The sequence below is a fragment of the Brevundimonas sp. UBA6550 genome (assembly GCF_002434505.1).
In the GTDB taxonomy this organism is placed as follows: domain Bacteria; phylum Pseudomonadota; class Alphaproteobacteria; order Caulobacterales; family Caulobacteraceae; genus Brevundimonas.
The window spans coordinates 393,149-407,358 of sequence record NZ_DJKE01000001.1 but is presented as its reverse complement, the minus strand read 5'-3'; the positions used below and the strand labels follow the sequence as shown (position 1 = coordinate 407,358).

General features: G+C 67.4%; 18 protein-coding genes and 1 pseudogene. 15 read left to right on the top strand and 4 right to left on the bottom strand.

The genetic code is table 11. The features are described 5' to 3' along the window. Positions 1 to 640: 640 nt before the first annotated feature. Together B3Z70_RS01990 and B3Z70_RS01985 are read right to left on the bottom strand one after the other, a co-directional pair. Positions 641 to 1,861: a PQQ-binding-like beta-propeller repeat protein gene (locus tag B3Z70_RS01990; protein ID WP_292019606.1), complete on the bottom strand. Its 1,221-nt coding sequence runs from the start codon at positions 1,859 to 1,861 to the stop codon at positions 641 to 643. Further along, positions 1,797 to 3,065 (bottom strand): hypothetical protein, encoded by a 1,269-nt coding sequence (locus B3Z70_RS01985; RefSeq protein ID WP_292044509.1) that lies wholly within the window; start codon positions 3,063 to 3,065, stop codon positions 1,797 to 1,799. The genes B3Z70_RS01990 and B3Z70_RS01985 overlap by 65 nt, the downstream gene beginning before the upstream one ends. Before the next feature lie 221 nt (positions 3,066 to 3,286). Between B3Z70_RS01985 and B3Z70_RS01980 the strand changes: the two are divergent. Continuing rightward, positions 3,287 to 3,677 (top strand): annotated as a pseudogene (locus B3Z70_RS01980) (IS5 family transposase); the annotation flags it as partial. Between the two features lie 30 nt (positions 3,678 to 3,707). Here B3Z70_RS01980 and B3Z70_RS01975 read toward each other — a convergent pair. Continuing rightward, positions 3,708 to 3,908 (bottom strand): hypothetical protein, encoded by a 201-nt coding sequence (locus B3Z70_RS01975; protein WP_292019610.1) that lies wholly within the window; start codon positions 3,906 to 3,908, stop codon positions 3,708 to 3,710. Positions 3,909 to 4,182: 274 nt separating this feature from the next. On the opposite strand from B3Z70_RS01975, the gene B3Z70_RS01970 reads away from it, so the two are divergent. From B3Z70_RS01970 to B3Z70_RS01915, 12 genes are all read left to right on the top strand, one after another. Next, positions 4,183 to 4,956, top strand: a complete 774-nt coding sequence (locus B3Z70_RS01970; RefSeq protein WP_087120598.1) for a YebC/PmpR family DNA-binding transcriptional regulator — start codon at positions 4,183 to 4,185, stop codon at positions 4,954 to 4,956. Positions 4,957 to 5,003: 47 nt separating this feature from the next. Further along, positions 5,004 to 5,285, top strand: a complete 282-nt coding sequence (locus tag B3Z70_RS01965) for a hypothetical protein (protein ID WP_292019612.1) — start codon at positions 5,004 to 5,006, stop codon at positions 5,283 to 5,285. Further along, positions 5,282 to 5,557, top strand: a complete 276-nt coding sequence (locus B3Z70_RS01960) for a type II toxin-antitoxin system RelE/ParE family toxin (RefSeq protein ID WP_292019614.1) — start codon at positions 5,282 to 5,284, stop codon at positions 5,555 to 5,557. The genes B3Z70_RS01965 and B3Z70_RS01960 overlap by 4 nt, the downstream gene beginning before the upstream one ends. Positions 5,558 to 5,634: 77 nt before the next feature. After that, positions 5,635 to 6,153 carry a hemerythrin domain-containing protein gene (locus B3Z70_RS01955; protein WP_292019616.1) on the top strand — a complete coding sequence of 173 codons (519 nt, stop codon included), beginning with the start codon at positions 5,635 to 5,637 and terminating at the stop codon, positions 6,151 to 6,153. An 18-nt stretch (positions 6,154 to 6,171) separates the two neighbouring features. Further along, positions 6,172 to 6,534, top strand: a complete 363-nt coding sequence (locus B3Z70_RS01950; RefSeq protein WP_292019618.1) for a hypothetical protein — start codon at positions 6,172 to 6,174, stop codon at positions 6,532 to 6,534. A gap of 58 nt (positions 6,535 to 6,592) precedes the next feature. Further along, a complete protein-coding gene (ruvC, locus tag B3Z70_RS01945; RefSeq protein WP_292019620.1) occupies positions 6,593 to 7,111 on the top strand; it encodes a crossover junction endodeoxyribonuclease RuvC in 519 nt (172 codons plus the stop codon). Further along, positions 7,108 to 7,725 (top strand): Holliday junction branch migration protein RuvA, encoded by a 618-nt coding sequence (gene ruvA / locus B3Z70_RS01940; RefSeq protein WP_292019622.1) that lies wholly within the window; start codon positions 7,108 to 7,110, stop codon positions 7,723 to 7,725. Before ruvC ends, ruvA begins: the two co-directional genes overlap by 4 nt. A gap of 160 nt (positions 7,726 to 7,885) precedes the next feature. Beyond that, on the top strand, positions 7,886 to 8,917 hold the full coding sequence (gene ruvB / locus B3Z70_RS01935) for a Holliday junction branch migration DNA helicase RuvB (protein ID WP_292044508.1): 1,032 nt from the start codon (positions 7,886 to 7,888) through the stop codon (positions 8,915 to 8,917). 54 nt (positions 8,918 to 8,971) lie between these two features. Further along, positions 8,972 to 10,444, top strand: coding sequence for an alpha/beta fold hydrolase (locus B3Z70_RS01930; protein ID WP_292044507.1), 1,473 nt, complete (start codon positions 8,972 to 8,974; stop codon positions 10,442 to 10,444). Between the two features lie 4 nt (positions 10,445 to 10,448). Then, positions 10,449 to 10,823, top strand: coding sequence for a hypothetical protein (locus B3Z70_RS01925; protein ID WP_292044506.1), 375 nt, complete (start codon positions 10,449 to 10,451; stop codon positions 10,821 to 10,823). A gap of 26 nt (positions 10,824 to 10,849) precedes the next feature. After that, a complete protein-coding gene (gene ybgC / locus B3Z70_RS01920; RefSeq protein ID WP_292044504.1) occupies positions 10,850 to 11,302 on the top strand; it encodes a tol-pal system-associated acyl-CoA thioesterase in 453 nt (150 codons plus the stop codon). Between the two features lie 203 nt (positions 11,303 to 11,505). Further along, complete coding sequence (locus B3Z70_RS01915; RefSeq protein ID WP_292023734.1) at positions 11,506 to 11,937, top strand: hypothetical protein; 432 nt, start codon at positions 11,506 to 11,508, stop codon at positions 11,935 to 11,937. A 16-nt stretch (positions 11,938 to 11,953) separates the two neighbouring features. On the opposite strand, the gene B3Z70_RS01910 is transcribed toward B3Z70_RS01915, so the two are convergent. Beyond that, the gene (locus B3Z70_RS01910) at positions 11,954 to 12,694 is read right to left on the bottom strand and encodes an SDR family oxidoreductase (RefSeq protein ID WP_292023732.1); all 741 of its coding nucleotides are present in this window, start codon (positions 12,692 to 12,694) and stop codon (positions 11,954 to 11,956) included. 303 nt (positions 12,695 to 12,997) lie between these two features. Between B3Z70_RS01910 and tolQ the strand changes: the two genes are divergently transcribed. Together tolQ and tolR are read left to right on the top strand one after the other, a co-directional pair. Further along, positions 12,998 to 13,750 (top strand): protein TolQ, encoded by a 753-nt coding sequence (tolQ, locus tag B3Z70_RS01905; protein WP_292044502.1) that lies wholly within the window; start codon positions 12,998 to 13,000, stop codon positions 13,748 to 13,750. Between the two features lie 3 nt (positions 13,751 to 13,753). Further along, positions 13,754 to 14,209, top strand: a complete 456-nt coding sequence (tolR, locus tag B3Z70_RS01900; protein WP_248118418.1) for a protein TolR — start codon at positions 13,754 to 13,756, stop codon at positions 14,207 to 14,209. Position 14,210: the final 1 nt, after the last annotated feature.

Below are 14,210 nucleotides of genomic sequence, written 5' to 3'. Positions count from 1 at the left end.
GTTAAGGCTGGCACGAATCCAACTTAAGACGCGAAAAACAGGCTAAGGCAGGATCGAGCAGCCGGGTGGAATGTCTGCCTATGACGCCTAGCTGACCTTACGAACGTCCGGATGTCGATGCGCTATTTAGGCAGCTTTGACAGAGGCGTTGGTTGTATTGCCAAGCTGACCTAGCCTCCGGTTAACGGAGGGGCTCATGACAGATCCAATCGAGCCAAAGGACGAAGCAGAATCCGAGTTGTCCCTAAAACGATCGGGTGTTGTCTGTATTCACCGAAGCTGTCGCTGATACGGAAGGTCTTGATGACGTATCCAGTCGGTTTGCTGATACGCCTGGTCGCCCCGCACCGTGACCCTGTCTTATTGAAGGTGAGTGCGGAGGCCGCCCCAATTCCCGGTCAGGGTCGTGCTTTGCTGGGCTCGCTGCCCGACTGAGGCGGGCGTCGCGCTGTGGGCGAACGCCGCGGCAGCCAAGGCCGCGCCAAATGTCAGGGCGATGACGAAGAGGTTGGATATGCACATGGCGCCATCTTGCGCCGCGGCGAAATCGCCCGGCGTTGCTGGCGATCAGGGTGCGGCGAGACCTGGCGGACGGGATCGAGAGGACATCGCTGAAGACGTCCTCCCGATCCCTTTTGGGTCAGGGCAGACGATAGGCGATCACATAGTCGCCGCGATCCGGCGACTGACGGGCGCCGCCAGCCGTCACGACGACATACTGTTTGCCGCTGACGGGCGAGCGATAGCTGATTGGGCCGCCCTGGCTGCCGACGGGCAGGCGGGCCTTCCATAGCTCCTTGCCGTTGCCGCTGTTGAAGGCGCGCAGATAGAAGTCTTGCGTTCCGGCGATGAAGACCAGGCCGCCCTGTGTGGTCAGGGCGCCCCCCAGCGTCGGCATGCCGACCGGGATCGGCAAGCCCATGCGGATGCCCATCGGTCCGGTGTCCTGAACCGTGCCGACCGGGACCTGCCATTTGATGGCGCGGGTCTTCATGTCGATGGCGGTCAGGGTGCCGAAGGGCGGCGACTGGCAGGGAATGCCCAAGGCCGAAAGGAAGCGGTTCTTGTCGACCGCGTAGGGGGTGCCCTTCATCGGCACGGCGCCCATGCCCGCATTGACGGCCTCGCCGCCAGATCCGGCCTGACCAGCGGTCTGAGGCGCCTGAGGCAGCATCTTGGACCACAGACCCAGCCGCATATCATTGGCGTAGATCGTCTGGCTGTTGGGATCGACCGACAGCCCGCCCCAGTTCATGCCGCCCAGAGACCCGGGGAAGCTGAGCGAAAGGTCCGTGCCCGGGGCCGTGTAAAGGCCCTCATAACGCATTGACTTGAAAGAGATGCGGCACAGCAGTTGGTCGAACGGCGTCGCCCCCCACATGTCCGCTTCCTTCAGCGTCTGGGCGCCGATCTGGGGCATTCCGACCGAGCGGGGCTGGGTCAGGGAATAGGGCTCGCCCGGAATGTTGGCGGCCTTGACCGGCTGTTCGACAACCTCCGTCAGCGGGCGTCCGGTGGCGCGATCCAGCACATAGATCTGACCAGCCTTGGTGCCGAACACCAGCGCGGGAACCGTCGCTCCATCGACAGGGAAGTCGATCAACGTCGGCGCCATCGGGATGTCGAAATCCCACAGGTCGTTATGGACGGTCTGATAATGCCATTTTTCCTGACCTGTCGTGGCGTCGATGGCCAGCATCGAGGCGCCATAGCGGTGATCGAGCGGCGTGCGCGTTGCGCCATAGACATCGACCGACGAGCTGCCCATCGGAGCGAACACGGTGTTCGACGCCGCATCATAGGTCATGCCCGCCCAGTTGTTGGGCGTGGAGCGCACATAGGTTTTGCCCGCTGCGGGCACGGCCTTGTCCTGGATTGCCAGGGTCGAAGGCCCAGCGCATCTGGCCGGTGATGACGTCGAAGCCGCGCATCACGCCGCCAGGCATGTTGACCTGCACATTGTCGGCCACACGACCGCCGACCACGACGGTCGTGCCCGCCAGGGTGGGCGCGGACGTCAGCTGGTATTGCGGATCGGGCGCCGCACCCATGCCGGCCTTCAGATCCACCACGCCATTCGCGCCGAAGTCGGGGCACAGGGCGCCGGTGTCGGCGTCGATGGCGATCAGGCGGGCGTCGATGGTGTTGACGAACAGACGGCGACGGCATGCGGCGCCCTGAGGAAGCACGGCCGCCGGAACCGCCGTTGCGCCCGGTATCGTGGGCTGTTGAAGCGGCGCGGCCGCATCGAAATAGGCCAGGCCCCGGCACCGTTGCCAGATGGAGCTTTTGGCGTTGATCATCGTCTTCCACTTCTCGCGCCCGGTGTCGGCGTTCAGAGCGATGACGTTGTTGTGCGGCGTGCAGACGTACAGGGTGTCGCCGATCTGAAGCGGCGTGTTCTGGTCTTCCGCGCCATTGCCGTCGCTGACGGCGACGTCGCCGGTGCGATAGGTCCAGGCGACCTTCAACTGATTGACATTGTCGCGGTTGATCTGGTTCAGGCCGACAAACCGGCTGTTCGCGGCGTCGTGCCCATAGGCGGACCAGTTGCTCGCTGCGGCGCCCTCAGCCTCTGAAAACAGGTCGGGCACGGCGCCCTTGAAGGCGACCGGCGCATGAGGAACGAACATGCCCGCAAAGCCGGCGACAGCGCCCACGGCCAGAACACCAGCGATGGCGAAGGACGGCGCCCGCATCGGCGTGCGCCCTTCAAACCGGCGCAGCAGCGGATAGCTGACGGCGACGGCGACCGCGCCGACGGTGATGGCCAGCAGGCGCGAATTCAACGGCCAGAACGTGAACCCGACCTCCCACACCGCCCAGACCACGGTTGCGACGTAGACCAGACCAAAGATCAGCGCCCCGACCGGCCTGCGCGCCACGATCAGCCCGCCTGAAAGCAGCAGCGCCAGTCCCGCAATCAGGAAATATGCGCTGCCGCCCAGCATCAGCAGACGCGCGCCGCCAATGGTGAAAAAAAGGGCTGCGGCGACAAGCACCACGCCGAGCAAGCTTAGCCATATGCCGGCTATCGGGCCAGGCCGAACCGATCTGTCAGACATTACACGGGGCCTTTTGCTGCGGTGGAACCGGTAGGAACGTCGACGTATCGACAGCTTCGAGAAACCTGCGGCGATATCTTATAGTAAGTCGGATTTCTATTACGTGGCTATATGCTTCGTCCTTGCCGTCATTCCCTTGCGAGAAGATGCGACGCGCGACGGGCTTTCCAAGGCTTCGGCCCTGTCTTCTTCGAGCGTCTGAATGTCGTCCACACGCTTGCACCAAGGGCGGCATGAACACCAAGCTTCACGCCGTAACCGATGCAAACGGCAGGCCCATCAGCCTGTTCATTACGGCGGGCCAGGTCAGCGACTACATCGGCGCCGCTCCTCTGCTGGACAACTTGCTCCGAGCCCAATGGCTGCTGGGCGACGGAGGCTATGATGCAGACTGGTTCAGGCGCCTTGAAAGCCAAAGGGATCGCGACCTGCATCCCAGGCCGCAAGACCCGGACCGAACCCATCCGCTACGACAAGCGCCGTTACAAACGACGCAACCGCATGGAGATCATTTTCGGCCGCTTGAACGACTGGCGAAGCGTCGCCACTCGCTATGATCGCTGCCCGACCGTCTTGCTATCCGCCATAGCCCTCGCCGCAACCGTCTTCTGACTATCAGTCCTGAGTCTAGGACTCTGGGTCCTACTCGTCCAGGCGGCCGATGAGGAACAGGGCGCCGACGGCGGTGAGGGCGCCCAGGGTGAAGGCGGTGATAACGGCGCCGGCGGCGACGGCCGTGGAGACGGTGACGGGGCGGGCCTCGTACCATTCGACGATGTCGGCCTCGTGCAGGTCGTCGTCCATATAGCCTTCGGCCTGGTAGATGGTGTCGTCGGCGGTCATGACTTTACGCTCCGTCTCTCTTGCCGGGATCAATACGCGCAAACGGTGGAGGTTCCACCCCCGCGAGCCATCGTGACAGGATGCCGCCCATGGGCCGAGCCTTGACCGGCCGAAGAGAAATCGCTTCGCGATTTCGCAGTCGCCGTGAATCAAGGCTCGGTTTGAACATGGAGCCTGATTCACCGTCTCGTCGAAGCGCGCAGCGCTTCCACTTCGGCGGATCAGGCTCTATGAGGCGCGGCTCAAGGTTTCAGAACGCGCAAAAGACGATCCCATGGCCGGCCACTCGAAATTCAAGAACATCATGCACCGCAAGGGGCGCGCCGATGCGCAGCGTTCCAAGCTGTTCTCCAAACTGTCGCGCGACATCACGGTGGCGGCCAAGTCGGGTCTGCCCGATCCAGCGGCCAACCCGCGCCTGCGTCTGGCGGTCAACAACGCCAAGGCCGAAAGCCTGCCCAAGGACGTGATCCAGCGGGCCATCAACAAGGCCGCCGGCGGCGACGTCGATACGATGGAGGAAGTCCGCTACGAAGGGCGGGGTCCTGGCGGCGTCGGCATCATCGTCGAAGCGTTGACCGACAACCGCAACCGCGCGGCCTCCAACATCGGCACGGCCTTCAAGAAGAACGGCGGGGCGCTGGGCGAGATGAATTCGGTCGCCTTCATGTGGGACAAGGTGGGCAAGATCACCTATCCGGCCGAGGCGGGCAGCGAGGACGCGGTGATGGAGGCCGCCATCGAGGCCGGGGCCGCCGACGTCGAGAGCGACCTGGTCAAGCCCGACATCTATGAGGACGCGCCGGGCCACGTGATCTGGACCGCCTACGAGGACCTGAACGAGGTCGCCGAGGCCATGTCCAAGGTGCTGGGGGATCCCAAGTCCACCGCCATCGTCTGGAAGCCGCAGTCGGACGTGCCGGTCACCGGCGAGGCCGTGGGGACCCTGTTCAAGCTGCTGGACGCGCTGGACGCCGAGGACGACGTGTCGGCCGTCTATTCCAACGAGGACGTCTCGGACGAGGACGCGGCCAAATACGCAGGGTGACGGGCGGCGCATTTCATGCGCCCTGGGAGCTGTGATACGGTTTGCCCATGACCGTGCACGTGACCATCGCCCTGGATGAGGCCGTCAAGGCCAAGCTGGACGCCCTGGCGGACGCCCGACAGGCGCCGATCGACGAGATCGTCGCCATGGCGGTGCTGGACATGGCGGTGGAAGAGGAGGCCGCGCCTTTCGTCTCCGCAGACGATGAGGCGGCTTTCGAGGCGGCTGTGGATGAGGGTCTGAGGTCGCTGGACGCCGGAGAGGGCATCCCGCACGAGGTGGTCGTCGCCGAGCTGCGCGCGCGTCAGGCGGCGCGGACCCAGAGTTGAAGGTCATCTGGTCGCCCGCCGCTCGCACGGACCTTGAAGAGGTCTGGCGGTATATCGCGAGCGATAGCGTCAATGCCGCGACCCTAGTTGAAAACCGCATCATCGATGCCGTCGATGGGCTGAGCGTCTTTCCAGAAACAGGGCGACGTTTGAGGGGCGACCTGAGGCAGTTCGTCGTCGCCAAGACCGGATATCTGATCATCTATCGCGTCAAGGCGGATCACATCGAGATTGCCCGGGTGTGGCACGGCGCGCGCGAACCGTTCGCCTGAAAGCAGCGAGTCGTTCGCACGGAACCGGGCCGGGCGTGGGGCGTATCGGGGCTTCACCATTACGCCCGGAGCGCCCCATGGACATCACCCAGCTGATCCTCGACGACCATGCCGAACAGCGCCGGCTGTTCTCGATCATCGAACAGATCGATCCGAAGGACACGGACGCCCTGACCAAGGTGTGGGGCCGGCTGTCGGCGTTTCTGGACGTGCACGCCGAGGCCGAGGAGCGGTTCTTCTATCCCGAACTGCTGAAACAGGGCGAGGGCGCCAACGACGCCGAGGACGGCACGGTCGAGGGCGAGACCGAGGACGCCATCGAGGACCACAACAAGCTGCGCGATGCGGTCAAGGCGGTCGAGAAGCACAAGGTCGGCTCCAAGGCCTGGTTCGACGCGGTGGGCGAGGCCAATGTGGTCAACTCCAAACACATGGGCGAGGAGGAGCGGCAGGGGCTGACCGACTTCCGCATGAACGCCGATATCGCGGCGCGCCACGACCTGGCGGTCAAGTTCGCCGCCTTCGAGGCCGAGCACATCACGGGCGTCAAGCCGGTCAACAAGGACCCCGAGACCTATATCGAAAAACACGGCTGAGGTCGGGAGCGACGGACGATGCAGCAGGGGCGCGATCCGAGGACCGATCTGCCCGGCGCGGCGGGGCCCCCGGTGGAGGGGCGACGCTGGGCGTGGGTCAAAGCCGGCGCCTGGGGCGGGGCGATCGTCTTCCTGCTGTGCGCCGCCGCCGTGACGACCTGGCTGGTGACGCGGGTGCAGACGGCCGTGGCGAACGGGCGGCAGGAGGCGACGCCTAGAAACCAGGTGGTGGAGCCGCCGCCGGTGGTCTACGAGCCGACGCCGGCGCCCGAACCCGTGACGGCGGAGGCGGATGTCGCGACGGTCGAGGTCGAGCCCGTTTCGACGGAGCCGCCGGCGCAGGACGCCCCGCCTCGGCGACCCTTGCGGATGCAGCGCTGAGGGTCGATCCGAAACCGTTCATTGCCCGATAACCCTCTTTGCGGCATGAGGGGAACGGATGGCGAACGAACCGATCAGAATCATCGGGCTGGACCCCGGTCTCAGGCGCACCGGCTGGGGCGTGATCGCGGCCGAGGGGTCGCGGCTGCGGTGGATCGCGCACGGGGTGGTGACGCCGCCCGAGGCCGCGCCCTTCGCCGAGCGCCTGGTGCATCTGCTGGACCATGTGGCGGCGGTCTGCGCCGCCCACGGCTGCGAAGAGGCGGCGGTGGAGGAGGTGTTCGTAAACGTGAACCCGTCCTCGACGCTGAAGCTGGGTCATGCGCGGGCGGCGGTGATGCTGGCCCCGGCCAAGGCGGGGCTGGCGGTGGCGGAATATTCGCCGAACCTGATCAAGAAGGCGGTGGTGGGCGCCGGCCACGCCGACAAGAGCCAGATCGCCTTCATGGTCAAACGGCTGTTGCCGGCGGCGGGCGAGGTCAAGGCGGACGCGGCCGATGCGCTGGCGGTGGCGATCACCCATGCGCAGCTGAGGAAGCGGAGCCTGTTGGAAGCGATGCATCGGGGGGCGGCGTGATCGGTCGTCTGAGAGGGGTTCTGGCCGAGGTCGGGGAGGCGGACTGCCTGATCGACTGCGCCGGCGTGGGCTATGTGGCGTCGTGCGGGGCGCGCACGCTGGGGCGGCTGCCGGCGCCTGGCGACGAGGCGACGCTGCATATCCATTCGCAATGGAGCGAGGATGCGGGGCCGCGCCTGTATGGCTTTCTGACACGCGACGAGCGGCGGGCGTTCACGACCCTGCTGGCCATTCAGGGGGTGGGGCCAAAGGCGGCGCTGGCGGTGCTGGACGTGCTGCCGCCCGGCGAACTGGCCGGGGCGGTGGCGCGCGAGGACAAGGCGGCGGTGGCGCGGGCCAACGGCGTGGGGCCGAAACTGGCGCTGCGGATCGTGACCGAGTTGAAGGGCAAGCCGCTGGGCGACGTCGGTTTTGCGCCGCACGCGCCCGGGATGCATGTCGAGATCGCGCCGCCCCCGCCGTCGATCACCGGCGAGGCGGTGTCGGCCCTGCTGAGCCTGGGCGTGGTGGAGGTCAATGCGCGCCGGGCGGTCGATCAGGCCCTGATCCGGCTGGGCGACCAGGCGGAATTGTCGGCCGTGATCCGGGCGGCCCTGCAGGAGTTGGGGCGGTGAGTGCAAGAGAGTGGCGAGTGGCGAGTGGCGAGTGGCGAGGGGTGATGAGTGCTGGTGAGCAAGAGGTGAGCTGTGATGTCGCCGTCCCTGCACCTCGCTGGCTTCCGCGCTCACGTCTCACTCGCCACTCGCCACTCGCCACTCGCCACTCGGATCAGCCATGACCCGCATCCTCTCCCCCGAGGCCGAAACGGGCGAAGCCTACGACCGCGCCCTGCGGCCCCAGACCCTGGCCGAGTTCGTCGGCCAGTCGCAGGCCAAGGGCAATCTGAAGGTCTTCATCGACGCGGCGCGCGGGCGGGGCGAGGCGCTGGACCATGTGCTGCTGTTCGGGCCTCCGGGCCTGGGCAAGACGACGCTGGCGCAGATCGTGGCGCGCGAACTGGGGGTGGGGTTCCGGGCCACCTCCGGGCCGATCCTGGCCAAGGCGGGCGATCTGGCGGCGATCCTAACCAATCTGGAGCCGCGCGACGTCCTGTTCATCGACGAGATCCACCGGCTGAGCCCCCAGGTCGAGGAGATCCTGTATCCGGCCATGGAGGACCATGTGCTGGACCTGATCATCGGCGAAGGGCCGTCGGCGCGGTCGGTGCGGATCGATCTGGCGCCGTTCACTCTGGTCGGCGCCACGACGCGGGCGGGCCTGTTGGCGACGCCGCTGCGGGATCGGTTCGGCATTCCGCTGCGGCTGGAGTTCTACACCCCCGAGGAGTTGACCGCCGTGGTGCGGGGCACGGCGCGCAAGATGGGCGCGGGCATCGACGAGGGCGGGGCGCTGGAGATCGCGCGCCGGGCGCGGGGCACGCCGCGCATCGCCGGGCGTCTGCTGCGCCGGGTGCGCGATTTCGCCGACGCGGAGGGCAGCGCGGTCATCACCCAGGCCGCCTCGGCGCGGGCGCTGGCGCGGCTGGAGGTGGACGAATCCGGCCTGGACAGTCTGGACCGCCGGTTTCTGAAGGCGCTGATCGAAAACTATGGCGGGGGGCCGGTGGGGATGGACACGCTGGCCGCCGCCATCGCCGAGGCGCGCGACGCGGTCGAGGACGTGATCGAACCCTATCTGCTGCAACAGGGTTTCATCATGCGCACCCCGCGCGGCCGGGTCGCCTGCGCCAAGGCCTACGCCCATCTGGGGCTGAGCGCGCCGCAGTCGCCCCCCGCCGGTCCTGTGCCGGGCGACCTGTTCGAATAGGCGTTGCCAAGCCGGGGCGGATCGGCGTTTGCTGGCGCGGCATCGGAGCGCCCCATGATCTTTCGTCCAGTCGCGGCATTGGTTTTGAGCCTTGGATTGTGGGTCGGCCTGGCGGCGGCGACGCCGGCCCGCGCGGCGGCGCCCGTCTTCACCGAAAAGCCCTGTCCGGCCGACTGGCCGACCGACGTGCGCAAGACGACGTGCGGTATCCTGACGGTGGACGAGGCGCGCGGGACGGGCAGCGACCGGCGCATCGAGGTGGCGGTTGTGGTGCTGAAGGCCAGCCAGCCGTTCACGGACGCCTCGGGCCGGACGCTGCCGCCGGTGTTCATGTTCCACGGCGGGCCGGGCGGGGCGCTGACGCCCGGCGTCGGCAATATGCTGCGCGCGCTGTCGCGGCGGCCGGACCTGATGGCGGTGGATCAGGACGTGGTCCTGTTCGACCAGCGCGGGGGCGGGCGGGGCGATCCGTCTATGGACTGTCCTGGAGTGCAACTGACCGATGCGGGGCCGCCGTCGGACGCCGACCGCGACGGTCTGATCGCCTGTCTGAAAGCCTATCAGGCCAAGGGGATCGACCTGAACCGGTATAACGCCGCCGTCATCGCCGACGACGTGCGCGATCTGGTCCAGGTGCTGGGTTACGACAGGATCGACCTGTGGGGCGGCTCCTACGGGCCGCGCATCGAGGCCGCGGTGATCACCCATCATCCCCGGATCGTGCGGGCGGCGGTGATGGACAGCCCCTGGCCGCCCGAGGGCAATTGGGCCGTCGGCACGCCCGAGCAGGTGTCGGCGGCGGTGCGGCTGATCCTGGCCAAATGCCAGGCGCAGGCGGCCTGCGCGGCGCGGCATCCGAACCTGCAGGCGCGGTTCGAGGCCGAGGCGCGAAAATGGCTGGCCGGGCCGGTCACGGGCAAGGACGGGCGCGCCTTCACCGTCGACGACCTGTCGGCCTTTCTGATGGACACGACCTATAGCGCGACGGGGGTGCGGCGGCTGCCGGCCGACCTGGAGGGGATCATCGCCGGCAATCTGACGCCGGTGGCCGAGATCGCGCAGAACCGCACCTATTACACCGAGGGCCAGCACATGGCCCATCTGTGCAAGGAGGAGCTGCCGTTCGAATCCAAGGCGCGGCTGGCGGCGGGCGCGGCGGGCGACCCGGTGGCCGAGGTGCTGGTCCCGTCGCTGTCGCGCCTGTTCGACGTGTGCGACGCCGTGGGCGAGACCCCGGCCGCGCCCATCGAGAACCAGCCGGTCAGGACCGATATCCCGACCCTGTTCGTCGCCGCCGAGATCGATCCCGGCTGTCCCCCGCCGCTGACCGAGGCGGCGGCCAAGGGCTATTCCCGCAGCCAGGTGGTGATCGTGACCAACGCCACCCACGGCGTCATCAACGCCAGCCCCTGCACGCGAAAGATGGCGCGCGACTTCCTGCGCGATCCGTCCGCGCCGGTGGACCGCAGCTGCCTGCCGGCGGCGGACACGCCGCTGGACTTCATCGAGGCCGCCTCGGCGGGATAGGGCGATGCGCGGGCGGTTCTCCCAGCAGCGACGGACGACGGCCCTGATCGCGGCGGCGGGGATGCTGGCGCTGTGCGCGGGCGGGGTGTGGCTGGCGACGCGGCCCAGCGGCGCCCCGGCGCCCGAACCGGCGGACGAGCGGGTGATGCGCCAGATCCGGGTGCAGGCGGGGCGCGGGGCCGAGTTGCGCTATTCCGAGCCAGGGCAGAGACGGGCGGTGTGCGGCTATATGGGGCGCCGGCCGGGCGGGCCGGCGACGGCCTTCGTCTCTATTCCCAACCGGATCCTGTTCAGCGACGACCCCCTGCCGACCGAGTTCCGCGAGATGCGGCTGCGCTATTGCCCCGGCTTCACCGGCGCGCCGGCGGGGGCGCGCTGAGGCGTCGGTTGCGCTAGATTGCGGCCATGAGCATCGACCTTCCCACCGCCGGCCGATTCGAGGGGCGCGACCACCTGCTGCCGGTGCGCGTCTATTACGAGGACACCGATTTCACGGGCCTGGTCTATCACGCCAACTATGTGCGGTATTTCGAGCGGGGGCGGTCCGATTTCCTGCGCGCCATCGGGGTGGGCCACGCCGATCTGCTGGAGGAGGCCGAGCCGCTGGCCTTTGTGGTCGCTGAGTTAAATATCAGATATCTGAAGCCGGCGCGCATCGACGACGCCCTGGTGGTCCGCACCGTCTATGAGCAGGTGAAGGGCGTGCGGCTGATCATCCGCCAGAGCGTGGAGCGGGCCGGCGAGGTGCTGTGCCGGGCCGAGGTGACGGCGGTCTGCATCCATCTGGACGGCCGTCCGCGCCGACCGTCGAAGGGGCTGGTCGAAAAGGTGACGCCGTGGCTGGCAGGGGCGGGGTAGCACCCTCGTATCCCGCTCATCCCGGCGAAAGCCGGGACCCAGTGCTTTGGGCGAAGGTTGCACGAGATCAAAAGTCGGTGGTCATCCGACGCACCCTCTCTGCGAAAGATCTGGGTCCCGGCTTTCGCCGGGATGAGCGGAGAAGTTGGGTGCATACTGGCCGTGAAGTGCTCTAAAATCACCGCGAAACGAGGGGGAAGATCATGGCGAGCGAAAACTACAATATGTCGGCCAGCGCGGTCGTGGTGTCGGTTCTGCTGGCGTTGCTGCTGGTCGGGGGCGGGCTGGTGGGATGTCCCTATTACAAGGTCTGGGAGCGCAAGATGGCGGGTCAGGCCGAGCTGCAGTATCAGCAGGGCGCGCGCCAGGCCTTGATCGCCCAGGCGGCGGCGGAAGACGAGGCGGCGATCAAGCGGGCCGAGGCGGCGACGCGCCGGGTGCTGGGCTGGACCGATGCGGCCAGGCGCGGCTGCGCCGAACTGGGCCGCCCCGGCGACCGCCAATGCGAGGAGCAGCTGCTGAAGGACGCCGCCACCTATTCCATCGCCAAGGAAGGCCACGAGGGCGTCATCATCAGCGTCGGCGCCCCGGTGTCGGTCGCGGTCGATCCGACGCGGCGGGCGGCGTCGGAATAACGGGGGAAGAAGCGCGCTATTGCATGATCAGGCCGCCATCCACCGCATACTGGCTGCCCGTTACGTAGGAAGCGTCGTCCGACAGCAGGAAAAGCGCAACGGCCGCCGCCTCTTCGGGCCTGCCTGCTCGGCCGAGAGGTACTTGGCTGACGACAAAATCCTCGAAGCCGCGCTTAGCCTCTTCCGGCAGGAAGTGACGGAAATTGGTGTCGATCGGACCCGGCACAACCACATTGACGCGAATACCGCGAGGCGCCAGCGCCGAAGCCCAAGATCGCGTCATGGCGATCAGCGCGCCCTTGGTCGCAGCGTAAAGGCCGGTTGCCGCCGCACCTTCGTACACTGACGAGGAGGCGGTTACGACGACGGAAGCACCAGCTTTCAGGTGGGGCGATAGCGCGGCGATCTGCAAGGCGGGGCCACGCACATTCGCGGCCATCATGCGATCGAACGCCGGGGGGTCGATGTCTTCAGGCGCGCCAAGCGCGGCGTAGGCTGCGTTCAACCACAGCCCGTCCAGTCCCCCCGCCGTCTCGGCCGCTTCCGCCAGTACGGCGGCCGCAGCAGGATCGGCTGCGTCGTTGGCGAGAACCTCCCCCTTCTCGCCGAGCGCTGTTCGTGCCGCGTCGAGGCGCGCCGGGGTCATGCCGGTTACGATGACCGAACCACCCTCGCGGACGATACGTCCGGCCCCGGCCAATCCCATACCGCTGGTTCCGCCGGTGATCAGGACGCGCTTGTCTTGGAAACGAGCCATCTGTCTTCCTAACTACTTCAAAAGGGGCCTCGAGATTCCGCAGGCGCTCAGGCCCCTACGTCGATACCGTCGCGCGTGTCATACATGGAACCGGGTCTATCGCCGCAACCGGAAACTCATACCGCGCTCATCGTCGTTTCGACCTTTCGCTGACGTCGCGATAACTTGCTGTTAACCCTTATGACGCGCCTGTCAGATGACGCGCGGTCGGGTCGTCGTTAAACGGGCCGGACGCCACACAATGGTCACGTCGGCTGGGTCGAAGACGAGGTGACCGATCCCGAATCCGCCCGGAGCGCCTGAATGACCATGCCCGTCGACGCCTCGATGATGAACCCCGTCGAGCTGTTCATGACCGCCGACTGGGTGGTGAAGACGGTCATGATCGGCCTGGCGGCGGCCTCGATCTGGTCGTGGACCATCATCATCGACAAGGCGGTGCGGTTCACCGCCTTGAACCGACAGGCCGACGACTTCGAAAAGGCGGTGCAGTCGGGCCGGTCGCTGGAGGAGGTGTCGGCCCAGGCCGGGCCGGAGCCGGACCACGCCCTGCCGCGCATGCTGGCCATCGCCCTGTCGGACTGGCGCGAGGCGCGTCAGCGCGGGGCGCTGAACGAGCACCAGGGCGACCTTCTGATGGTGCGGATCGACAAGGCGATGAACAGCCTGATCGCGCGCGAGAGCCAGCGGATCGAGAACGGGCTGGGCGTGCTGTCGGTGGTGGCCACGGCCTCGCCCTTCATCGGCCTGTTCGGCACAGTGTGGGGCATCATGAATGCGTTCGGGCGGATCGCGGCGGCGGGCAACACCAATCTGACGACGGTGGCGCCGGCCATCGCCGAGGCCCTGTTCGCCACGGCCATCGGCCTGGCGGCGGCCATCCCGGCCTATATCGCCTACAACAAATTCTCCATCGACGCGGGCAAGTTCACCGGCCGGCTGGAGGCGTTCGCCGACGACCTGCAGGCCGCGGTCGCGCGCCGGCTGGGCGGCCCCTCAGCCCCGCCGCCGCCGCCCCCGCCCGCCGCCGATCTCAGCCTGAAGCGGGGCGGCTGATCCATGGCGCTTGGCGGTGGTGGTTCGAGCGGCGGCGGGCGTCGCGGGCGCAGGGGGCGAAAGGGCCCCCTGACCGAGATCAACGTCACGCCCCTGGTGGACGTGATGCTGGTGCTGCTGATCATCTTCATGATCTCGGCGCCCCTGCTGACGGTGGGGGTGCCGGTCGAGCTGCCCAAGACCGAGGCCAGCGCGGTCGAGACCAAGTCCGAACCCCTGTCGGTCAGCATCGACCAGCAGGGCGCCATCTTCGTGGGCGACAGCGAGACGGCGTTCGACCAGCTGTCGGCGCGGCTGCAGACCGAGGCGGGCGGCGCGGACAAGGCGGCCGAGCGGCCGGTGTTCGTGCGGGCCGACGGGCGCGCGCCCTATCAGGCCGTGGCGCGGGTGATGGCGCGGTTGAGCGCGTCCGGCTTCACCAAGCTGAACCTGATCACCGACACGGCGCCGGAGGCCTGAG